13 protein-coding genes are annotated in these 15,487 nt (G+C 51.8%); 7 read left to right on the top strand and 6 right to left on the bottom strand.

Going from position 1 to position 15,487, the window contains the following annotated elements; genetic code table 11:
* Positions 1–7: 7 nt before the first annotated feature.
* The 5 genes from Q8W24_RS04745 to Q8W24_RS04725 form a co-directional block, all read right to left on the bottom strand.
* Complete coding sequence (locus tag Q8W24_RS04745) at positions 8–3,133, bottom strand: type I restriction endonuclease subunit R (RefSeq protein WP_305474560.1); 3,126 nt, start codon at positions 3,131–3,133, stop codon at positions 8–10.
* 19 nt (positions 3,134–3,152) lie between these two features.
* On the bottom strand, positions 3,153–3,356 hold the full coding sequence (locus Q8W24_RS04740) for a helix-turn-helix transcriptional regulator (protein WP_033539344.1): 204 nt from the start codon (positions 3,354–3,356) through the stop codon (positions 3,153–3,155).
* Between the two features lie 339 nt (positions 3,357–3,695).
* Positions 3,696–4,694, bottom strand: a complete 999-nt coding sequence (locus Q8W24_RS04735) for an LLM class flavin-dependent oxidoreductase (protein ID WP_305474551.1) — start codon at positions 4,692–4,694, stop codon at positions 3,696–3,698.
* Positions 4,695–4,800: 106 nt separating this feature from the next.
* Positions 4,801–5,235, bottom strand: a complete 435-nt coding sequence (locus Q8W24_RS04730; RefSeq protein WP_305414370.1) for an MAPEG family protein — start codon at positions 5,233–5,235, stop codon at positions 4,801–4,803.
* 59 nt (positions 5,236–5,294) lie between these two features.
* Positions 5,295–6,278 (bottom strand): LysR family transcriptional regulator, encoded by a 984-nt coding sequence (locus tag Q8W24_RS04725; RefSeq protein WP_305414369.1) that lies wholly within the window; start codon positions 6,276–6,278, stop codon positions 5,295–5,297.
* An 823-nt stretch (positions 6,279–7,101) separates the two neighbouring features.
* Here Q8W24_RS04725 and Q8W24_RS04720 point away from each other — a divergent pair.
* The 6 genes from Q8W24_RS04720 (at position 7,102) to ribB (ending at position 12,622) form a co-directional block, all read left to right on the top strand.
* Entirely contained in the window at positions 7,102–8,607 is a 1,506-nt protein-coding gene (locus Q8W24_RS04720; RefSeq protein ID WP_303432787.1) for a hypothetical protein, read from the top strand.
* A 42-nt stretch (positions 8,608–8,649) separates the two neighbouring features.
* On the top strand, positions 8,650–8,949 hold the full coding sequence (locus Q8W24_RS04715) for a hypothetical protein (protein ID WP_303432788.1): 300 nt from the start codon (positions 8,650–8,652) through the stop codon (positions 8,947–8,949).
* Positions 8,950–8,951: 2 nt separating this feature from the next.
* On the top strand, positions 8,952–9,983 hold the full coding sequence (locus Q8W24_RS04710; protein ID WP_305452469.1) for an LLM class flavin-dependent oxidoreductase: 1,032 nt from the start codon (positions 8,952–8,954) through the stop codon (positions 9,981–9,983).
* 35 nt (positions 9,984–10,018) lie between these two features.
* Complete coding sequence (locus tag Q8W24_RS04705) at positions 10,019–11,335, top strand: LLM class flavin-dependent oxidoreductase (RefSeq protein WP_303432790.1); 1,317 nt, start codon at positions 10,019–10,021, stop codon at positions 11,333–11,335.
* 10 nt (positions 11,336–11,345) lie between these two features.
* The gene (locus Q8W24_RS04700) at positions 11,346–11,831 is read left to right on the top strand and encodes a flavin reductase family protein (protein ID WP_303432791.1); all 486 of its coding nucleotides are present in this window, start codon (positions 11,346–11,348) and stop codon (positions 11,829–11,831) included.
* A 119-nt stretch (positions 11,832–11,950) separates the two neighbouring features.
* Positions 11,951–12,622, top strand: a complete 672-nt coding sequence (ribB, locus tag Q8W24_RS04695; RefSeq protein WP_305414366.1) for a 3,4-dihydroxy-2-butanone-4-phosphate synthase — start codon at positions 11,951–11,953, stop codon at positions 12,620–12,622.
* A 216-nt stretch (positions 12,623–12,838) separates the two neighbouring features.
* On the opposite strand, the gene Q8W24_RS04690 is transcribed toward ribB, so the two are convergent.
* The gene (locus Q8W24_RS04690) at positions 12,839–13,741 is read right to left on the bottom strand and encodes a LysR substrate-binding domain-containing protein (RefSeq protein WP_303432793.1); all 903 of its coding nucleotides are present in this window, start codon (positions 13,739–13,741) and stop codon (positions 12,839–12,841) included.
* A 243-nt stretch (positions 13,742–13,984) separates the two neighbouring features.
* Here Q8W24_RS04690 and Q8W24_RS04685 point away from each other — a divergent pair, with 243 nt between their 5' ends.
* Entirely contained in the window at positions 13,985–14,983 is a 999-nt protein-coding gene (locus Q8W24_RS04685; protein WP_305474548.1) for a YeiH family protein, read from the top strand.
* The last annotated feature ends 504 nt before the right edge of the window (positions 14,984–15,487 follow it).

Here is a 15,487-nt window from a genome sequence, read left to right as displayed (position 1 = left end):
ACCGGTGTTACCACGCTTGGCTGCCAGTATTAAATTCTTTTAAATATTCCGCGACGACCAGGTGATTGATGTAACGTGAGGCGTCGGCGTTGAGTTTGATGTTTTGTTCTTTCATAAAGCGGCCAATCACCAGCGGCATCATTTGGCGCTCAAAATAACTTTCGTTATCCAATACTTGGCTGTTGTTGAGCACTTGCTCGTCGGCATCTTGTTTTACGCCTGCCAATGCTTCAAAAATTTTACGCTCTGACTCGCTGATATCGCTTTGGCTTTGCTGACGCTCCTGCAAGCGCTTGTGAATACGGGTGTATTTGGCATCGCCGAGGTACTTTTGCCTTAATTGGTTGTTTTGGCGGTTAAGCTCTTTGACGCGGTCGTGAATTTTATTCAGCGCGTCGATGTTGGCAACCATTTCATCTTGAGTCACTTCGCTGAGGTTTTTCTTCTTAAACAGGCGCTCTAGCTCTTCTTTTAAGCTGATAAACTGCGGGTCTTGCTGGTCAAAATTGCTGGCCAGTGCTTCGCGGGTTTGACGCAGGGTGTTTTTTAGCTTGTCGGCCAGAACTAGCTCTTCTTCACCGATTTTTACAAACTTGAAGATCACGTCCTCTAAGGCGCGGTTGAGCAGGTTACTGGTATCTTCGCCGCTTTCTAAGTCGTTTTTAAGATTGAGTAAATCCAAGTGATTACTGGTTTCGCGGTAAAGCACATTGAGCTTGGCAAAATCCAGTTCATCGAGAAAGTCATACTCACCTTGCAAGCGGATCAAGTTATACAAGCTGCGAGCATCACCTAAGGCTTTTTTGAGTGCTAGTACAGTATCGCGGTCTTGTATTTGGCTGATCTGGTTGCAGAACTCTTCCATGTTGTCGGTATCAAAACGGAACAGCACGTCTTTGATATGATCGATTTCTTGTTTGATTTCTTCTTGAGATTTAAATAGGTGTGAGTAGTGCTCCATCTCATCGCCGAGTTCCGACTGCAATTCATCGAAATAGGCTTTGTTAGTGGCATCAAACTCTTTACGGATATCGGCAAAATCGACCACATAACCGTAACGGAAGTCTTTGTAAGTGCGGTTCACTCGGGTGAGCGCTTGCAGCAAATTGTGCTTGCGGATCACCCGGCCAAGGTAAAGCTTTTTCAGGCGTTTGGCGTCAAAACCGGTGAGTAGCATGTTGTACACAAACAAAAAGTCAATTTTTCCAGCCTTGAAGTCTTCTACCCAGTTTTTACGCTCTTCCTTGGTGCCGATGTCGTGAAGGATCAGGGCGGCACTTTTTACTTTGTTGTCCTGCTTCGCTTTGGCTGCATAGCTGTAAGGCTTTGCTACCTTAATAAGAGCTTGTGCGGAATCCTTCAGCTCATAAGGAGAGCTAATGGGTTGAGCATAAACACCGTTGAAAATTTCAAACATCTGCTTGGCTTGCTCTGAACTATCGCAAATGACCATGCCACCAATGGTTGTATCGTTTAATGCGCCACGGCTTTTTTCAAAGTCGGTCACGATGTAATTCAGCATGGGCTCAACAAAGCTTGGGTGGGCGTAAATCAGTTTACGATCTACATCGCCCATTTTGACTTCGGCTTCTTCAAGTGCTTTTTGCAATTCGATTTTGTATTGAGTGCTGATCTCTTCACGGATTAAGCGCAAAGTGTAACCGTCGGCAATGGACGCGTTGTAGTAGTACTTATGAATGTAGTCGCCAAACAAGGCGCGTGAATTGTAGTCATCCCCCAATAGTGGCGTGCCAGTTAGGCCAATTTTGATGGCGTTGCTGTCTGACTGGCTTAAGTTTGCTAAGAAACTGCCTTTGGGGTTATAGCTGCGGTGTACTTCGTCTAAAAAATACACGCGCTGGATCGCAATGTTGTAGTCTTTGGTGCTGACCACATCTGGGTCATCTTTAAACTTTTGAATATTCACCACGGTGATTTCTGGCTTGCCAGAATAGTTATGGATCACCTGTGTGGCTTTGATGTCACGGGTAAAGGCATCCCGTGAGTTGATGGTGTGTACGGTTAAACCACGGGCGGTAAATTCGCGTTGCGCTTGTTGCAGTAGGTCTAGGCGATCAACAATAAAGTAAAACTTTGGAATGACCTGTTGCGTTTGGAAGTAATCAGTTAAAAAGCGCACGTTATAAAACGTTAGGGCCGTTTTACCACTGCCTTGGGTGTGCCAAATGATGCCTTTTTTAACGCCTTCGCTGAGTTTACGTTCAATGGCTTTGGTGGCAAATAACTGCGGGTAACGCATGATGTGTTTTTGTAGCCCGTCTGACTCGGACACATACGCCAAGGCGTAACGCAAAATAAAGGCTAAGCGCTCACGACTGAGTAAAGAGGTGCAAATGCGGTTGGTTGGGCGCTCGGGTTGCTTATTGGTCTGGAACTCTGGGTTGCTGCGGATCACTTCCAGATTATTGTCTTTTAAGACTTTTAGCTCGTCATCATCCGATACCTGCTTCAACAAGGCGGTTAAGTTTAAGATTTCTTCTTCGCGGAAATAGTTAAATATCGGCTTATGGTAAGAACTACTGGCATAGAAAGCGCCTTGGACGGGTTCTGGATCGCCGTCGTCGTACTCCATGTTATTGGAGAAAATCATAAACTGGGTGATGTTGGCAAAACGCTTGAACTTAGGGTTTTGAAAGCGTTTGTTGATGCGGTCACGCTCAGCCAAAATGCCTTCGCGGTTATTGGGCTTTTTCACCTCAATAAACACCAGCGGCATGCCATTGATAAGCAGCGTGATGTCTGGGCGGAATTCTTCATCGCCGTTTTGACACGTTAGCTCGGTAACAACATGGAAGGTGTTGTTATTAAAGTTTTCAAAGTCGATCAGCTTGGTATTTGAACGCTCAGACAGACGCTCAAAAAAGGCTTTGCCCAAGTCTTCGTTATCAAGCAATAGTTTGACATCTTCCAGCAAACGACCGGCTTCAGCATCTTCAATACCAGGGTTAATTTTGCCGATAGCGGTTTTGAATACGTCAGGGAAGATATTGGTGTCGAGATCCCAGCTTTGCCCTTTAAGTGACAGGTACTTATAACCTAGACGCATTAAATGAAGAATTGCAGGGATTTTTACTCGGCTATCTTCATTAAATTTTTTGGTATTGAAGGCCATAACATTCCTTGTAATTGTTTTAATTCGGAACCTGCTCAAGCAAATCGCTTAGAGGGCAGTTAAATAACTCACACAGTTTATCGAGCGCTTCTAAGTCCACCTTGAGCGCTGTTTCTTTATAAAGTAGCGTGACGGTGGTACGGCTTAGGCCGGTTTCTCGCATCACGTCGCTAATGCGCATTTTTCTCTCACCCATTAATCGGGCTAGGTGGCAGCGGATCATGCTCTCTCCACGGTGTTTTCTTAACCATAAACTTGGGGATTTTTCATTGTTGCTTACCCTATCACGATTATGATTATTCTCAACTTATTTGAGTTAAAACCAAATAATTGAGTGCATTTGTTATTCGTTCTGTATTGGTTGTTGTGGTGCACTGGCAGTTCACGGGAATGCTTCTAGCGGTATTGTCCGCCTTAGCCTTTAAACCTCGCCAAGTGCCTATGTTGACTGGCGGTACACTGCAAGACGACAAGCTCACATAGGATTCACCACCTAGTTAGTCATCCAAGATGCTGCCTTTAACGCAGTACATACGTGGGCGGGATTAGTTGACCACTACAATCAGCCTCGCGTTGCTGCCATCACAATATCCAGTGCATCCAGCCGCTGTTGGCGGTCATAAATATCGTTGGTGAACATCAACTCATCCACCTCCAGCTCCTGTACCAGCGACGCCAGTTTGAATGCCAGTGTTGCTGGCCCACCGACGACAGCCATGGCCAGAAAAGACTGCACTTGCGCTTGCATCGGAAGATCCCACAGGGCATCCATATTTCTGGTGGGTGGCGGTAAAAACAAGGGTTGTCCTGTCATCAGGGCGATCACCCGTTGCTGACTGCTGGTGGCCAGATACTGGGCCTGCTGGTCGGTTGCTGCGGCAATCAACGGCAGCGTGGCAATGGCGTACGGTTTGGCCAGTTGCTCTGATGGTTGAAACTCCCGCCGATACAAGGCCAGCGCTTCGTGTAGATAGCGTGGGGCAAAGTGCGCAGCAAAGGCGTAAGGCAAGCCTCGCTGTGCGGCCAGCTGGGCGCTGAACAAACTGGATCCCAGCAGCCAGATCGGTACCCTGGTATCTCTGCCGGGGTAGGCATGGACGGCGTGGCCTCCAGTGCTTTTACCTAACAGTCGTTGCAGCTCGGCGACTTCGGCAGGGAAATGATCCGCTCGCCGCTCGTCACGACGTAATGCCCGGCTGGTGATGGCGTCGGTACCTGGTGCCCGACCCAAACCGAGGTCGATGCGATCCGGGTACAGCGATGCCAGGGTGCCGAACTGCTCGGCAATCACCAGCGGTGGATGGTTGGGTAGCATGATGCCGCCAGAACCGACTCTGAGCTGTCGGGTATGGGCGGCAACCTGGCCAACCAGCACGGCAGTGGCTGAACTGGCAATACCGGCCATATTGTGATGCTCCGCCAGCCACAGGCGTTTGAAACCCAGCTGGTCGGCGTGACGTGCATGCTCCAGCATATGCTGCAGCGTCTGGGGAATATCAGCGCCTTGCGGCACCGTGGCCAGCTCCAGCAATGACAACGGAATCGATTCAAGTACCGACATACAAACCTCATGTTTTATCAGCCGGTTATGCTGGCAGGTTCTCCGGCACGACAACAGCACTGGCGGTGGTACACACTGTTGTCATAACCCCGGCTGCCGGGGTTACTCAGGGCAGACGTAGCACGTGTATCAGTACCATCACCAGCTGGACGATGCTGACCAGCAAACCGACCATATAAAAATAACTGCGCGGACTGGGGTTTCGCTCGGTGGCAATGGCGTAATACAGCCCCATGTGAATCAGCCGGGTGGCGGCATAAATGGAGCACATGACCCCCAGTTTGAGGGCATCAAAGCCACTCAATATGCCGATCAGGGCTGGCCCCAGCAGCAGTGGCAGATTCTCCAGTGAGTTGATAAAGGTGCGGTGACTGCGAAACACAAACGAGCCATGGCTCAACTGCGGGTCAACAATTCCGGGGGTGTAGCGCCCCTGTTTGCGGTGCGCCATGGTGGCGACCAGATTTTGTACCAGTAGAGTGGCAAAAATCAGCATCAGGGCCTGAAACGTCAGGCTGTATGAAGTCATTAATTCTGGCATGGGTGATACCTGTTGTGCGGTGGCGGTTGTGACAAGGTGTGATGACAGGATAGTCGTGATTAAGCGTCATTGCTTGGCTGGCGGCTGGTCGTGATCATCGCGGCGCGGCGGGCAAACTGTTGCTCGATCGTCTGGATATTGTCCTGAATAAAATCGACAAATGCCCGCATGGCCGGGTTGGGCTGCTTGTCGCTGAGATAGACCAGACACCAGGAGCGGCGCAGCGGAAAGCCGTCGAGTGGCAGCTGTTGCAGGCTGCCATCATGCAGTTCCGACAGCACCGTCAGCTTCGGCAGTACGGTGACGCCGAGACCGGCCATGACGGCGTGTTTCAGGCCTTCGTTGGAGTCGATCTGCATCACGGGTTGTAGTGGTATCCGGCATTGTTGACTCCAGCATGTCAGAGCCTGGTGGGTGCCGGATTCCTGCTCCCCGACAATCAGTCCATGATCGAGAAAGTCCTGCACACGCACGTCTGGCTGAGACAGCAGTGGATGGCCGGGGGCCACCAGTGGAATCAGCTCGTTATCCAGAAATGGCAGGGTGGCGAGGGTTTTGTCGACTGGAGCCATGCCCATAATCACCAGATGGTCGGTGTAATCGGCCAGACGCTGTAACGACTCGGAACGGGTCACCATCCGGGCGTGCACCTGTACCTGCGGGTGGCGTGGCATAAAATCCTTTAACAGATACGGCAGTATGCAGTGGGCGGTATCCACGGCGGCAATGTTGAGATCCCCGGCCACCTGGTTACCCATGATAACCAGCTGGTTCTGCAAGGTGCCCAGCTCTTCAAAAATCACTTCAATGCAGGAGGCCAACTGCTCCCCGGCGGCGGTGCAGAACAGTTTGCGGCCGACGTATTCGAACACCGGTTGTTTCAGCGCCAGTTCCAGCTGCCTGACCTGTGAGCTGACCGCGGGTTGAGTCAGTCCCAGTTGTTCTCCGGCCTTGCTGTAGTTGCGGTGGCGATAGACGGCACGGAACACTTGCAGCTGCCGGAAAGACAGGCGACTGATCAGTTGTTGAACAGAATTTGGCATACCAGACTCAATACAAAAAAGCCGACTATAAGGTAAAACGCGGCGTTATCTAAGGTTGCTCGTTCAAGTGTCTGGAAATGAGCTGATTATCGTTTGTTGGCGTTATCGCGGGCTTCGGCGCCGTGGGTGTTTAGCATTCTGGTCGGGACGCTTCAGCGACTGCGGGAAAGGGAAAACGGCCGCTGCCAGACCTCAGATAAACAGCCATGGCAGAGGCCAATGCGTCGTTTATCAGACTCCGTTATCAGTCCGTTGGTGAGTGCGCCATTATTGAACATTCGTTCAAGTTCGTGAGCGATAGCAGGGATTTTGTTGCGTCGGATGGTGGCCCAATACCGCAAAAATACACCGATGGGGCAATGAACGGAGGCCCATGTGGATGATTGGCAGAATGGACACTGACATTACATTAAATTAAATCACTGAGAAATTAATTTTTTATGGTCGAAAATTAAATATTATCAATAATTTATAGGTATAAAAACTAGACAGAGGATTCGATTAGATCACAACAATCCGATTGTAAGACGGGTATCCGGCCTGTTTTAGCGTTTCGATGAGTGGGGTGTACCAGGGGACCTGAATGGCCGCAGAGCCGCCTTTCCATAAGGAAAACTTATATAAAAGATAAGTTTTCAATGGCTATTTTATGATGCAACTGCACGGAAGCAGGGCGGGATTTGATATTCATAATGGTGATAAGTATATAAAAAACAGAAATAAGGGCCGTTTTTAAGCCATTTGAAGTCATGGCATAGCTGTTGCTTTATCCCCCTCAGAGCGCCTTCGGGCGTATCCCGAACTCCACTTGAGGAACCTATGTATGGACAAGTCGGCGCTACAGCTAACTGAAGGGCTCACACCGGGCCTTGGCTTTGCACTTATGATCGGACTGGGGCTGGTCTTTCTGGCCCTTGCTTACTTGATCAAGCGAACGCTGATCAGAAACACACATGATTTTATTTCCTCTAATCGCCGCATTGGCCTGGGCTTTGGCGTTGGGTCGGTGATTTCGGTCTGGACCTGGGCCATGGCCGTGATGATGAGTTCAGCGATGACGTTCCAGTGGGGCCTGTCGGGGCTGTTCTGGTTTGTGGTTCCCAACGGCCTGGCATTGATGGTGATGATTCCTCTGGCGCGTATTCTGCGCAAGCGGATGCCGGACGGCTATACCATCAGCCAGTTTGCTTATAACCGCTTTGGTCGTTCCCAGGCGGCTGCCAGTGTGGTCACCATGACGATGATTTTTGGCATCTTGCTGGAGATCCTGATCAACCTCAAAGGCACCTCGGTTGTGATGTCGACGGTGTTTTCGATCGACTGGCGCGTGGCCACGGTTGTCACTGTCTGTGTGGTGATGGCGTATTCATTCTTTGGCGGGCTCTGGACAGCCGTTATGACGGGCACGATCAACACCTGGATGATTACAGTGCCTGCGGCGCTGGTGATTGTGGCAGTCTTTGATCTGATTCCTGGTGGGGTTGATACGGTCTTTGCCGCTGTCGGCGAGGCGGATGAAATCAATCTGTCGATCACCGACTCCGCTGCCGCGGCGGGCTTTGGTATCACGCTGGCCTTTGGCTTGCTGGCTTCGGTTGTTGCTGATCAAACCTTCTGGCAGAAAGTCTGGTCGGTACGCAAGGATCAGGTGTCACGTACGTTCCTGTGGGCCGGGGCGCTGTTCTACCCGATTCCTATCTGTCTGGGCATGCTTGGTCTGGTCGGTATTGGTTTTGGTCTGACGGCCACCGAACTGGGTGGTGATATTGTCGCTGTTGGGCCTTATATCATCTCTCATATCGGTCTGCCGATGACGCTGATCATCGCTTATACGCTGGTGATCCTGGCGGCCTGTTACTCCACCATTGATGGTGCCAGTGCAGCGCTGTCATCTGTTGTTGCCATTGATATCGTCAAACGCTTTGCCCCCAATACCGGTGAAAAAACCCTGTTCTATATCACTAAGGCTTCCATGTTTGTTGGCGGCAGTGTCGCGGCGCTGATCGTGCTCTCCGGGGTCGATTTCACCTCGCTGGTACTGACGACCTACGCATTGAAGACCTCCATTCTGATTCCGCTGGTACTGGCCATTCTCTGGTCGCGAACCAACACCCTCGGTTTTGTGGCCGGTGTCATTCTCGCCATCCTGGTTGGTATGCCCATCCGCAGCATGTACGGCGAGCTGGTCGGTACGCTGTCGATTCTCTCTATCAGCGGTATCACGGTGGTACTGGGTGCGCTGCTGAAACCCGTCAAGTTCGATATGGATGAGCTTGAGAGCATGACGGCCGATCTGGATCACAATGTTGAAGTCGCCAATCGTGCCTGACATCCCGTCGCAAACTGATACGACCCCACTGAGGAAACCGCTATGTCGATCTTGTTTTATGTAACTTTGTTTCTGTGTCTGATAGCGACGGCCATTTTTGTGGCCGGCTATATCAAGGGCGTTACCGGGGCGGTGGCAGATCACCGCGCCACCGCCGAGACGGCCATCCCTGAAGAGCAGGACAGCAACTATGGTCTGGCGATTCTGGCTGCTGTCCTGGCCGCCAGCGGCATCATTGCCATGGTCGGTTTTGTGCCTGAAATGATTTATGCCGGGCCTTTTCTTGCCATTGTGACCGCGACCATGAATGGCGTGGCTTTCTTTGTCGACGCTGAGGGGTAGTGATGAAGTTTGGCCTGTGGTTGCCGGTGTACGGCGGTTGGTTGCGATTACTCAACCATCGCCCGTTACCCGACTTTGAGCAGTGTGCTCGCCTGGCCGTTCAGGCGGAACATGACGGATTTGATTATCTGTACGGCTCGGAGAATCTGCTGAATTGTGTTTATGGCAAGGATGCAGAAGTGGCTGACCCATGGATATTTGCCGCTGGCATCGCCACCTTGACGCAACGGATTGAACTGGTTGTCGCCAGCAAGCCTGGCTTCTGCTCACCACTGGTGGCGGCGCAAATGGCCCGCAGTCTGCAGCAAATGAGTCGTGGGCGCTGTTCCGTCAATATCGTCTGTGGCTGGTGGCCGGAAGAGTTCCGACAGGCCGGTGTGGACTACCTGGACCATGCTGGTCGCTATCGCCGTGCGAATGAGTACTGCCAGAGCCTGCAGCGTTTCTGGGGAGTAACAACCGCAACTGCGGCGGCGGAGTTTTTCAGTGCCGAAGTCGCACCGCCAGTCGACAAGCTCGAACCGGTGCCACCGATCTGGGTGGGAGGGCAGTCCGAGACTGCCCTGGCCATGGCCCGGCGGTACGGCGAGACGATTTTCCTGAACAGCATGCCGATTGCTGAACTCCGGGAAACCATTGCGAATATTCGCAGCACCGAGGCCGCAGAGGCAACACCGCTGAAAATTGCTGTCAGCGCCTTTGTGTTGATGGCAGCAACCGATCACGAGGCGCAAGCCCGTTATCAGGCATTACAGAGCCAGCGGGATGACGCGCTGGTTGATGAACTGCGCACGGCGATGGATGAGTCCGGTGCCAGCTCTTGGGAAGGACTGAGCAAGGAAAAAATGCTCGACTCCAATTGTGGTTTCGACATTGGGCTGGTGGGGTCTACCGACACCATCGCTGCCCGCCTCCGTGAATTGAACGATGCGGGGGTGGATGTGCTGATGTGTCAATTTGAAGACATGGTCGGTGGCAGTCATCAGTTCGCTCGACAGGTTATGCAGCCGTTTCACTCTCTTTATACGGCTTGAATACTTTTCATAATAAGCGCTAGTGGAGAAATACAATGTCCAAGAAAAAAGCACACCTGCTCGGTTTTGTACAACATGGCATCAACAGTCATGCAACAGGTATGTGGCGACACTCCCGCGACAAGGTCAACTGGGATTGGCGCAAGCCCGAGTACTGGCAACACATGGGTCGCACCATGGAGCGGGGTCTGTTTGATGCCATGTTTATTGCAGACGAGCTGGCGCCCTATAACAACTACGAGCAGAGTTCGGATGCGAGTGTGAAATACGCCGTCCAGTGCCCGACCCACGAGCCATCAACCATTGTGCCAATCGTCACCGGCGCGACCAAACATCTGGGTGTGGGAGTGACGCTCTCGACCGCATTTGAACATCCTTATTCCATGGTTCGCCGTCTGTCGAGCCTTGATCATCTCTCCAGCGGACGGGTGGCCTGGAACGTGGTCAGCTCCTACTCCAAATGTGAATGGGATGCGTACGGTGAGCCGATGACCGATCGCTCACGCCGTTATGAACGGATGGAAGAGTACCTGAAGCTTTGTTACGAACTGTGGGATTCCTGGGATGAGGATGCCATCGTTGCCGACAAGGAAAGCGGCGTATACGTCGACCCGACCAAAGTCCGCGAGATCGACTTTGACGGCGAGTTTTTCAAGTCGAAAGGCCGTTCGTTTGTCTGCCGTTCACCACAAGGCCGCCCGGTACTGTGGCAGGCCGGTTCATCGGCGACAGGACGTGATTTTGCTGCCCGCCATGCGGAAGCTATTTTTGCCGTTCACCCCAATATTGATCGCATGCGTGAGTATGCCGACGACGTGAACAGCCGCTTGGCGGCGACAGGCCGTGCGCCTGGCAGCGTCAAACTGATTTACGGACTGCAAACCGTGGTCGCCGAGACACGGGAAGAAGCCGAAGCCAAGTACGAACGCATCAAGGCCTGTATTCCGCTGGAAGGCGCATTGGCCTGGATGTCTGGACACTTTGGCCCGGACTTCTCGACCTACGACCTTGATGAGTACGTACAGAACATCGAGATCCCGGGTATTCAGGGGCTGTTTGAATCCATCATTTACGCCAAGGGCGGCGCACCGGTAACGGTGAAAGAAGCGGCGCTTTATTACGCACAAGGCATGGGCATGCCGATTCTGGTGGGGACCCCCACAGACATCGCCGACAAGATGGAAGAATTCATGGATGAAGGCGGTGCTGATGGCTTTATGTTGGCGGCCACTTACACCCCGGGCTGCTTCGAAGAGTTCGTCGATATGGTCGTGCCTGAGCTGCAGAAACGTGGCCGTTACCGCACCGAATACACGGGTTCGACGCTGCGCGAGAACCTCTTGGCCAACTGAGGCGACGGCAATGATAAGCAACGAGCTTTTTTGCAACACGATGCGGCAACTGGCGTCCGGCGTGGCGGTGATCACCATGGAGAACGACGGTCAGCTGCACGCCATGACGGCCACGTCCTTTACCTCGGTATCGGCACAGCCGCCGTTGGCGCTGGTGTGTATCAAACGTGGCAGTGATACCGACCAGTTACTGGGCAAGGCAGAGCGTATGGGAGTCAGTCTGTTGAGCGAGAGCCAGCAGGAAATTTCCAATCGATATGCCTGGAAAACAGCCGACCGGGGCCGTTTTGATGATCTCGACACCCGGCGTTGTCCGGGTGGTGCACTGGTGTTCAATGACAGCGCAGCGGTGATGGAAGCGGTGATTACCGAGACCTACGAAGCCGGTGATCACACCATCTACATAGCCCAGCTGGATTATGCGGCGGTGAATGAGGAAGTGCAGCCGTTGTTGTATTGGCAAGGCCGTTACGCCGGACTGGACAGCCCGGCCTGACCGTAGCGGTTTGCCACCGTCAGGCGTGCCAGCGGGTACTGCCTGTCGCTTCTATTAATGAACACTGAAACGGCCGACCGGGCACCCCCGGCCTTGCCGGTCGACTATCAGGAGGACGTATGTCCAATATGCCATCCATCAAGTTAAGCGCCGCCCTGTCGGAATTGGCGGCCGGTAACATCATTATTCTGACCGATGATGAAGACCGCGAAAACGAAGGTGACCTGTGTGTGGCTGCAGAACACGCTACCCCGGAAGCCATTAATTTTATGGCGATTCATGGACGTGGCCTGATCTGTTTAGCGCTGCCAGAATCCCGTACCCAGACACTGGGGCTTTCTCTGCTGGTGGCTCCAGAAGCAAACCAGACGGCTCATGCCACCCCGTTTTGTATGCCAGTGGATGCCAGAGTTGGTGTAACGACAGGGATTTCCGCACCAGACCGGGCGGAGGCTGTACGAGTTGCCCTGGACCCGGCGAGTCAGGCGGGTGATCTGATTGCACCTGGGCATTTGCCGGTATTGAGCGCCCGGGCTGGTGGTGTACTGGAGCGCTCCGGTCATACCGAAGCCTCGGTTGAACTGGCCCAGCTGGCTGGTCTGACGCCAGGTGCTGTGATCTGCGAAATCATGAACTACGACGGTGGTATGGCAGGGCAGAGTGACCTGCGGCAACTGGCTAAAGAATTTGGCCTGAAGACGCTGGCGATTCGTGATCTGGTGGATTACCAGACCCAACGGGCCGGTTTTCAGGATTGCTCTGTTGGCCAGCTGGTCGGAGAGTATTTCTGATTGATTCTGGGCCGGGCACTTTCTGCATCAGGCGTTGCCAGACACCGCCTGTGCTGAGCATGGGTGCCTGGAGACAGACAGTAGGAGACAGTAGGAGACAGTAGGAGACAGTAACAATCTTATGCCGGCAGCGGCTGAGTTTTTGCTGATTGGCCGGGCGCCGGGATGGGCTGACTTGAGTCAGCCGTGATGGCGGGAAAGGGTTGCCGGAAAGGGTTATGCCGTATTGGCGGACCAGTCTTCGCAGAAGCGCAAAAACGCATTCATTAAACGGCTACGATATTTGTCTTTGTGCACCACGATATACAGGTTTCGTTTCAAATCCAGAAAAGGTACTGCCACCGCTGCCAGATCACCGTGATCGATCATGGCCTTGACGGCGGTAATCGACAGGCAACTGACGCCCAATCCACTGGCGACTGCTGTTTTAATCGCTTCGGTATGCCCTAATTCAAGATAGACTTTTAATTCATGTAAATGATCACGTAATGAATTCTCGAATATGGTACGGGTACCGGAACCGGATTCACGTAATATCCAGTCAGGCTTGTCAAGTAAATCATGGACATTGGACGGTGGATGTTTTGCTAGTGAATGATTCGGATGTGCCACAATAACCAGATTATCCTGTCGCCAGGGAAATGCCTGTAATTCCGGAGCGACACTGATGCCTTCAATAAAAGCAATATCAATTTTAAAAGAAGATAAATCTTCCAGTGCCTGTTCCGTATTACTTGAATTCAGGCGAATATTGACTTTTGTATGTTGCTTGATAAACCCTCCCAATATGACCGGTAATAAATAATTGCCAATAGTCGAGCTGGCTCCTATTTTTAATGAGCCAACCTGTTGTGTCAGGTGCGTATTGGGGCCGGTTTCTATTTCACTGGCGCGGGAGCACAGCTCAACCGCCAGGGGTAATATGGCCCGGCCTCGATCATTGAGTAACAGAGTACGATCGACGCGATCAAAGACCCGCTCTCCCAGAATATTTTCGAGTTGCGAGACCGACATGCTGACCGCCGGTTGCGACAGATTGAGTTCTTTTGCCGCGTCGCTGAAGCTTCCGTTTTTGACGACCGACGAAAAAATTTCCAGTTGGCGTAGTGTAACGGGCATAAAATATTCCAGTACGTTGATGAGTTCAGGGAACCGCGGATACGTTTGAATATTAACTGAAGCATTAACCGTGCCTGGAATATAAACAGACTGTTGTTGCTCTTTTTTGCAGCGTTTTTTTACGCTGTTTGAGGCTTTTTCTTTCTTGTTTATATCGCTGCTGGAGCGCGGATTGGGTGATGTTTTCGGGTGGCACAATATCTGCAATAACCGGATCTCAAATCACTGTTTAAGGATCACTCCGTGGGTTTCCGACTTTATACCCTGCTCAGCTCACAAGGCTCGATTATTCCTGGTTTTGCTCTCTGTCTGGCTCTGGGTATGGCAGCTGTTTTTTCATCGCCTTTTTGGGGTGTGCCATCACTGATTCTGGCGCTTTTTCTTGGCTATGTTATTGGTGCTCCAGCGCGGGAATTTCCACTCTACAGTGGCATAGAATTCAGTCGGCAGAATATTCTGAAACTGGGGGTGGTATTGCTGGGAGTGCGACTGGATTTGCATCAGGTGCTGGCGCTTGGCTGGACCCCGGTATTGTTGGTGAGTCTGAGTGTTCCGCTGACAATTCTGTTGGCCTGGGTGATTGGTCGCTGGTTACGGCTACCGACGGAGTGCTGGCTGATTGGTGGCGCAGCGGTGGCTATTTGCGGCGCGTCAGCTGCGATGGCAGTGGCGGCAGTATTGAGTGCTCGTCAGGGGACGTCCCGGATTCTTCCTTATATTGCTGCCAGCGTCACCGGAATCGGCAGTATTGCCATGATCAGTTATCCATTTCTGGTGGATGTGCTGGGTATTAACGCTCAAAGTGCCGGTGTCTTGATCGGTATATCCATTCATGATGTCGCCCAGGTAGCCGGGGCTGGTTACGCCATTTCCGATACGGTGGGTGATGTTGCCATTTATACCAAGATGTTGCGTGTTGCGGCGCTGGTGCCGGTGATTGCGATTATTGCCATTTGGCAGAAATCAAACAGCGATCATGGTAATGGCTTGCCCGGTTTCCTATACGCATTTGCTGCTATTGTAACGCTTAATGCACTGGGGCTTATTGGTGATCAGGTCAAATGGTTGGCAGAAGAATTATCCACTGTTTTTTTGGTAACGGCGATGGTTGGCCTGGGTGCAAAAATCCAGTTCGTGAATCTGCTTGGTGAAAGCTGGCGGCCATTGTTCTTGTTGCTGGTTCTTTCGGTATTGCTGTTTTTGGTGCCATTGTTGGTGATTATTATAGGCGGTGGTTTCTGATTTTATTAATCAATAGTTGACCGGTTTTCCGTTTTTAAATGCTGGCTTTATTGTTTTTTTAATAGTCAGTTTCTTTATTTTTCGAGATGTCTTTTAGCCATTACGAAAGCACTTTGCATAAATATAATTTACCGATGTCATAACTGAACCATGGCCCGCTTATGATGCAGTTGCACGGAATCAGGGCGGCGACCTGTCCGTTCTGCGGTTGGTTCTGTCTCCGCTTTTTAGCTCTTGCTCCTCTCTGTCTCACCTCCGGTGATGACCTGAACCGGCCTGAATGAGTGGATGTATTTGTTCATATTCAGGCCGTTATGACGTCAAGACCGGGGCTGATTGCGTCAGGTCAAGCTGCTGGCCGGTTGCCCTGTCATGGTGATGTGGCTGTTGTTGGGCAATCGGTGGTCATCAGTCATCAGGGTAACGGCTATAGAGAAGAGGCTGACACCATCGTTGAACAGAACTGGTTCTGCCGGGTTTTGTTGAGTCCATAGTTGCAGCTTG

This window comes from Oceanobacter sp. 4_MG-2023 (assembly GCF_030689165.1).
Lineage (GTDB): Bacteria > Pseudomonadota > Gammaproteobacteria > Pseudomonadales > Oceanobacteraceae > Oceanobacter.
The sequence above is the reverse complement of the archived record's forward strand: the minus strand, read 5'-3'. Positions and strand labels throughout refer to the sequence as shown.

Bases quoted from the DNA above. Each gene is read 5' to 3' on its own strand.
- Q8W24_RS04745 (WP_305474560.1), bottom strand. From the start codon at position 3,133: ATGGCCTTCAATACCAAAAAATTTAATGAAGATAGCCGAGTAAAAATC.
- Q8W24_RS04740 (WP_033539344.1), bottom strand. From the start codon at position 3,356: ATGATCCGCTGCCACCTAGCCCGATTAATGGGTGAGAGAAAAATGCGC.
- Q8W24_RS04735 (WP_305474551.1), bottom strand. From the start codon at position 4,694: ATGTCGGTACTTGAATCGATTCCGTTGTCATTGCTGGAGCTGGCCACG.
- Q8W24_RS04730 (WP_305414370.1), bottom strand. From the start codon at position 5,235: ATGCCAGAATTAATGACTTCATACAGCCTGACGTTTCAGGCCCTGATG.
- Q8W24_RS04725 (WP_305414369.1), bottom strand. From the start codon at position 6,278: ATGCCAAATTCTGTTCAACAACTGATCAGTCGCCTGTCTTTCCGGCAG.
- Q8W24_RS04720 (WP_303432787.1), top strand. From the start codon at position 7,102: ATGGACAAGTCGGCGCTACAGCTAACTGAAGGGCTCACACCGGGCCTT.
- Q8W24_RS04715 (WP_303432788.1), top strand. From the start codon at position 8,650: ATGTCGATCTTGTTTTATGTAACTTTGTTTCTGTGTCTGATAGCGACG.
- Q8W24_RS04710 (WP_305452469.1), top strand. From the start codon at position 8,952: ATGAAGTTTGGCCTGTGGTTGCCGGTGTACGGCGGTTGGTTGCGATTA.
- Q8W24_RS04705 (WP_303432790.1), top strand. From the start codon at position 10,019: ATGTCCAAGAAAAAAGCACACCTGCTCGGTTTTGTACAACATGGCATC.
- Q8W24_RS04700 (WP_303432791.1), top strand. From the start codon at position 11,346: ATGATAAGCAACGAGCTTTTTTGCAACACGATGCGGCAACTGGCGTCC.
- ribB (WP_305414366.1), top strand. From the start codon at position 11,951: ATGTCCAATATGCCATCCATCAAGTTAAGCGCCGCCCTGTCGGAATTG.
- Q8W24_RS04690 (WP_303432793.1), bottom strand. From the start codon at position 13,741: ATGCCCGTTACACTACGCCAACTGGAAATTTTTTCGTCGGTCGTCAAA.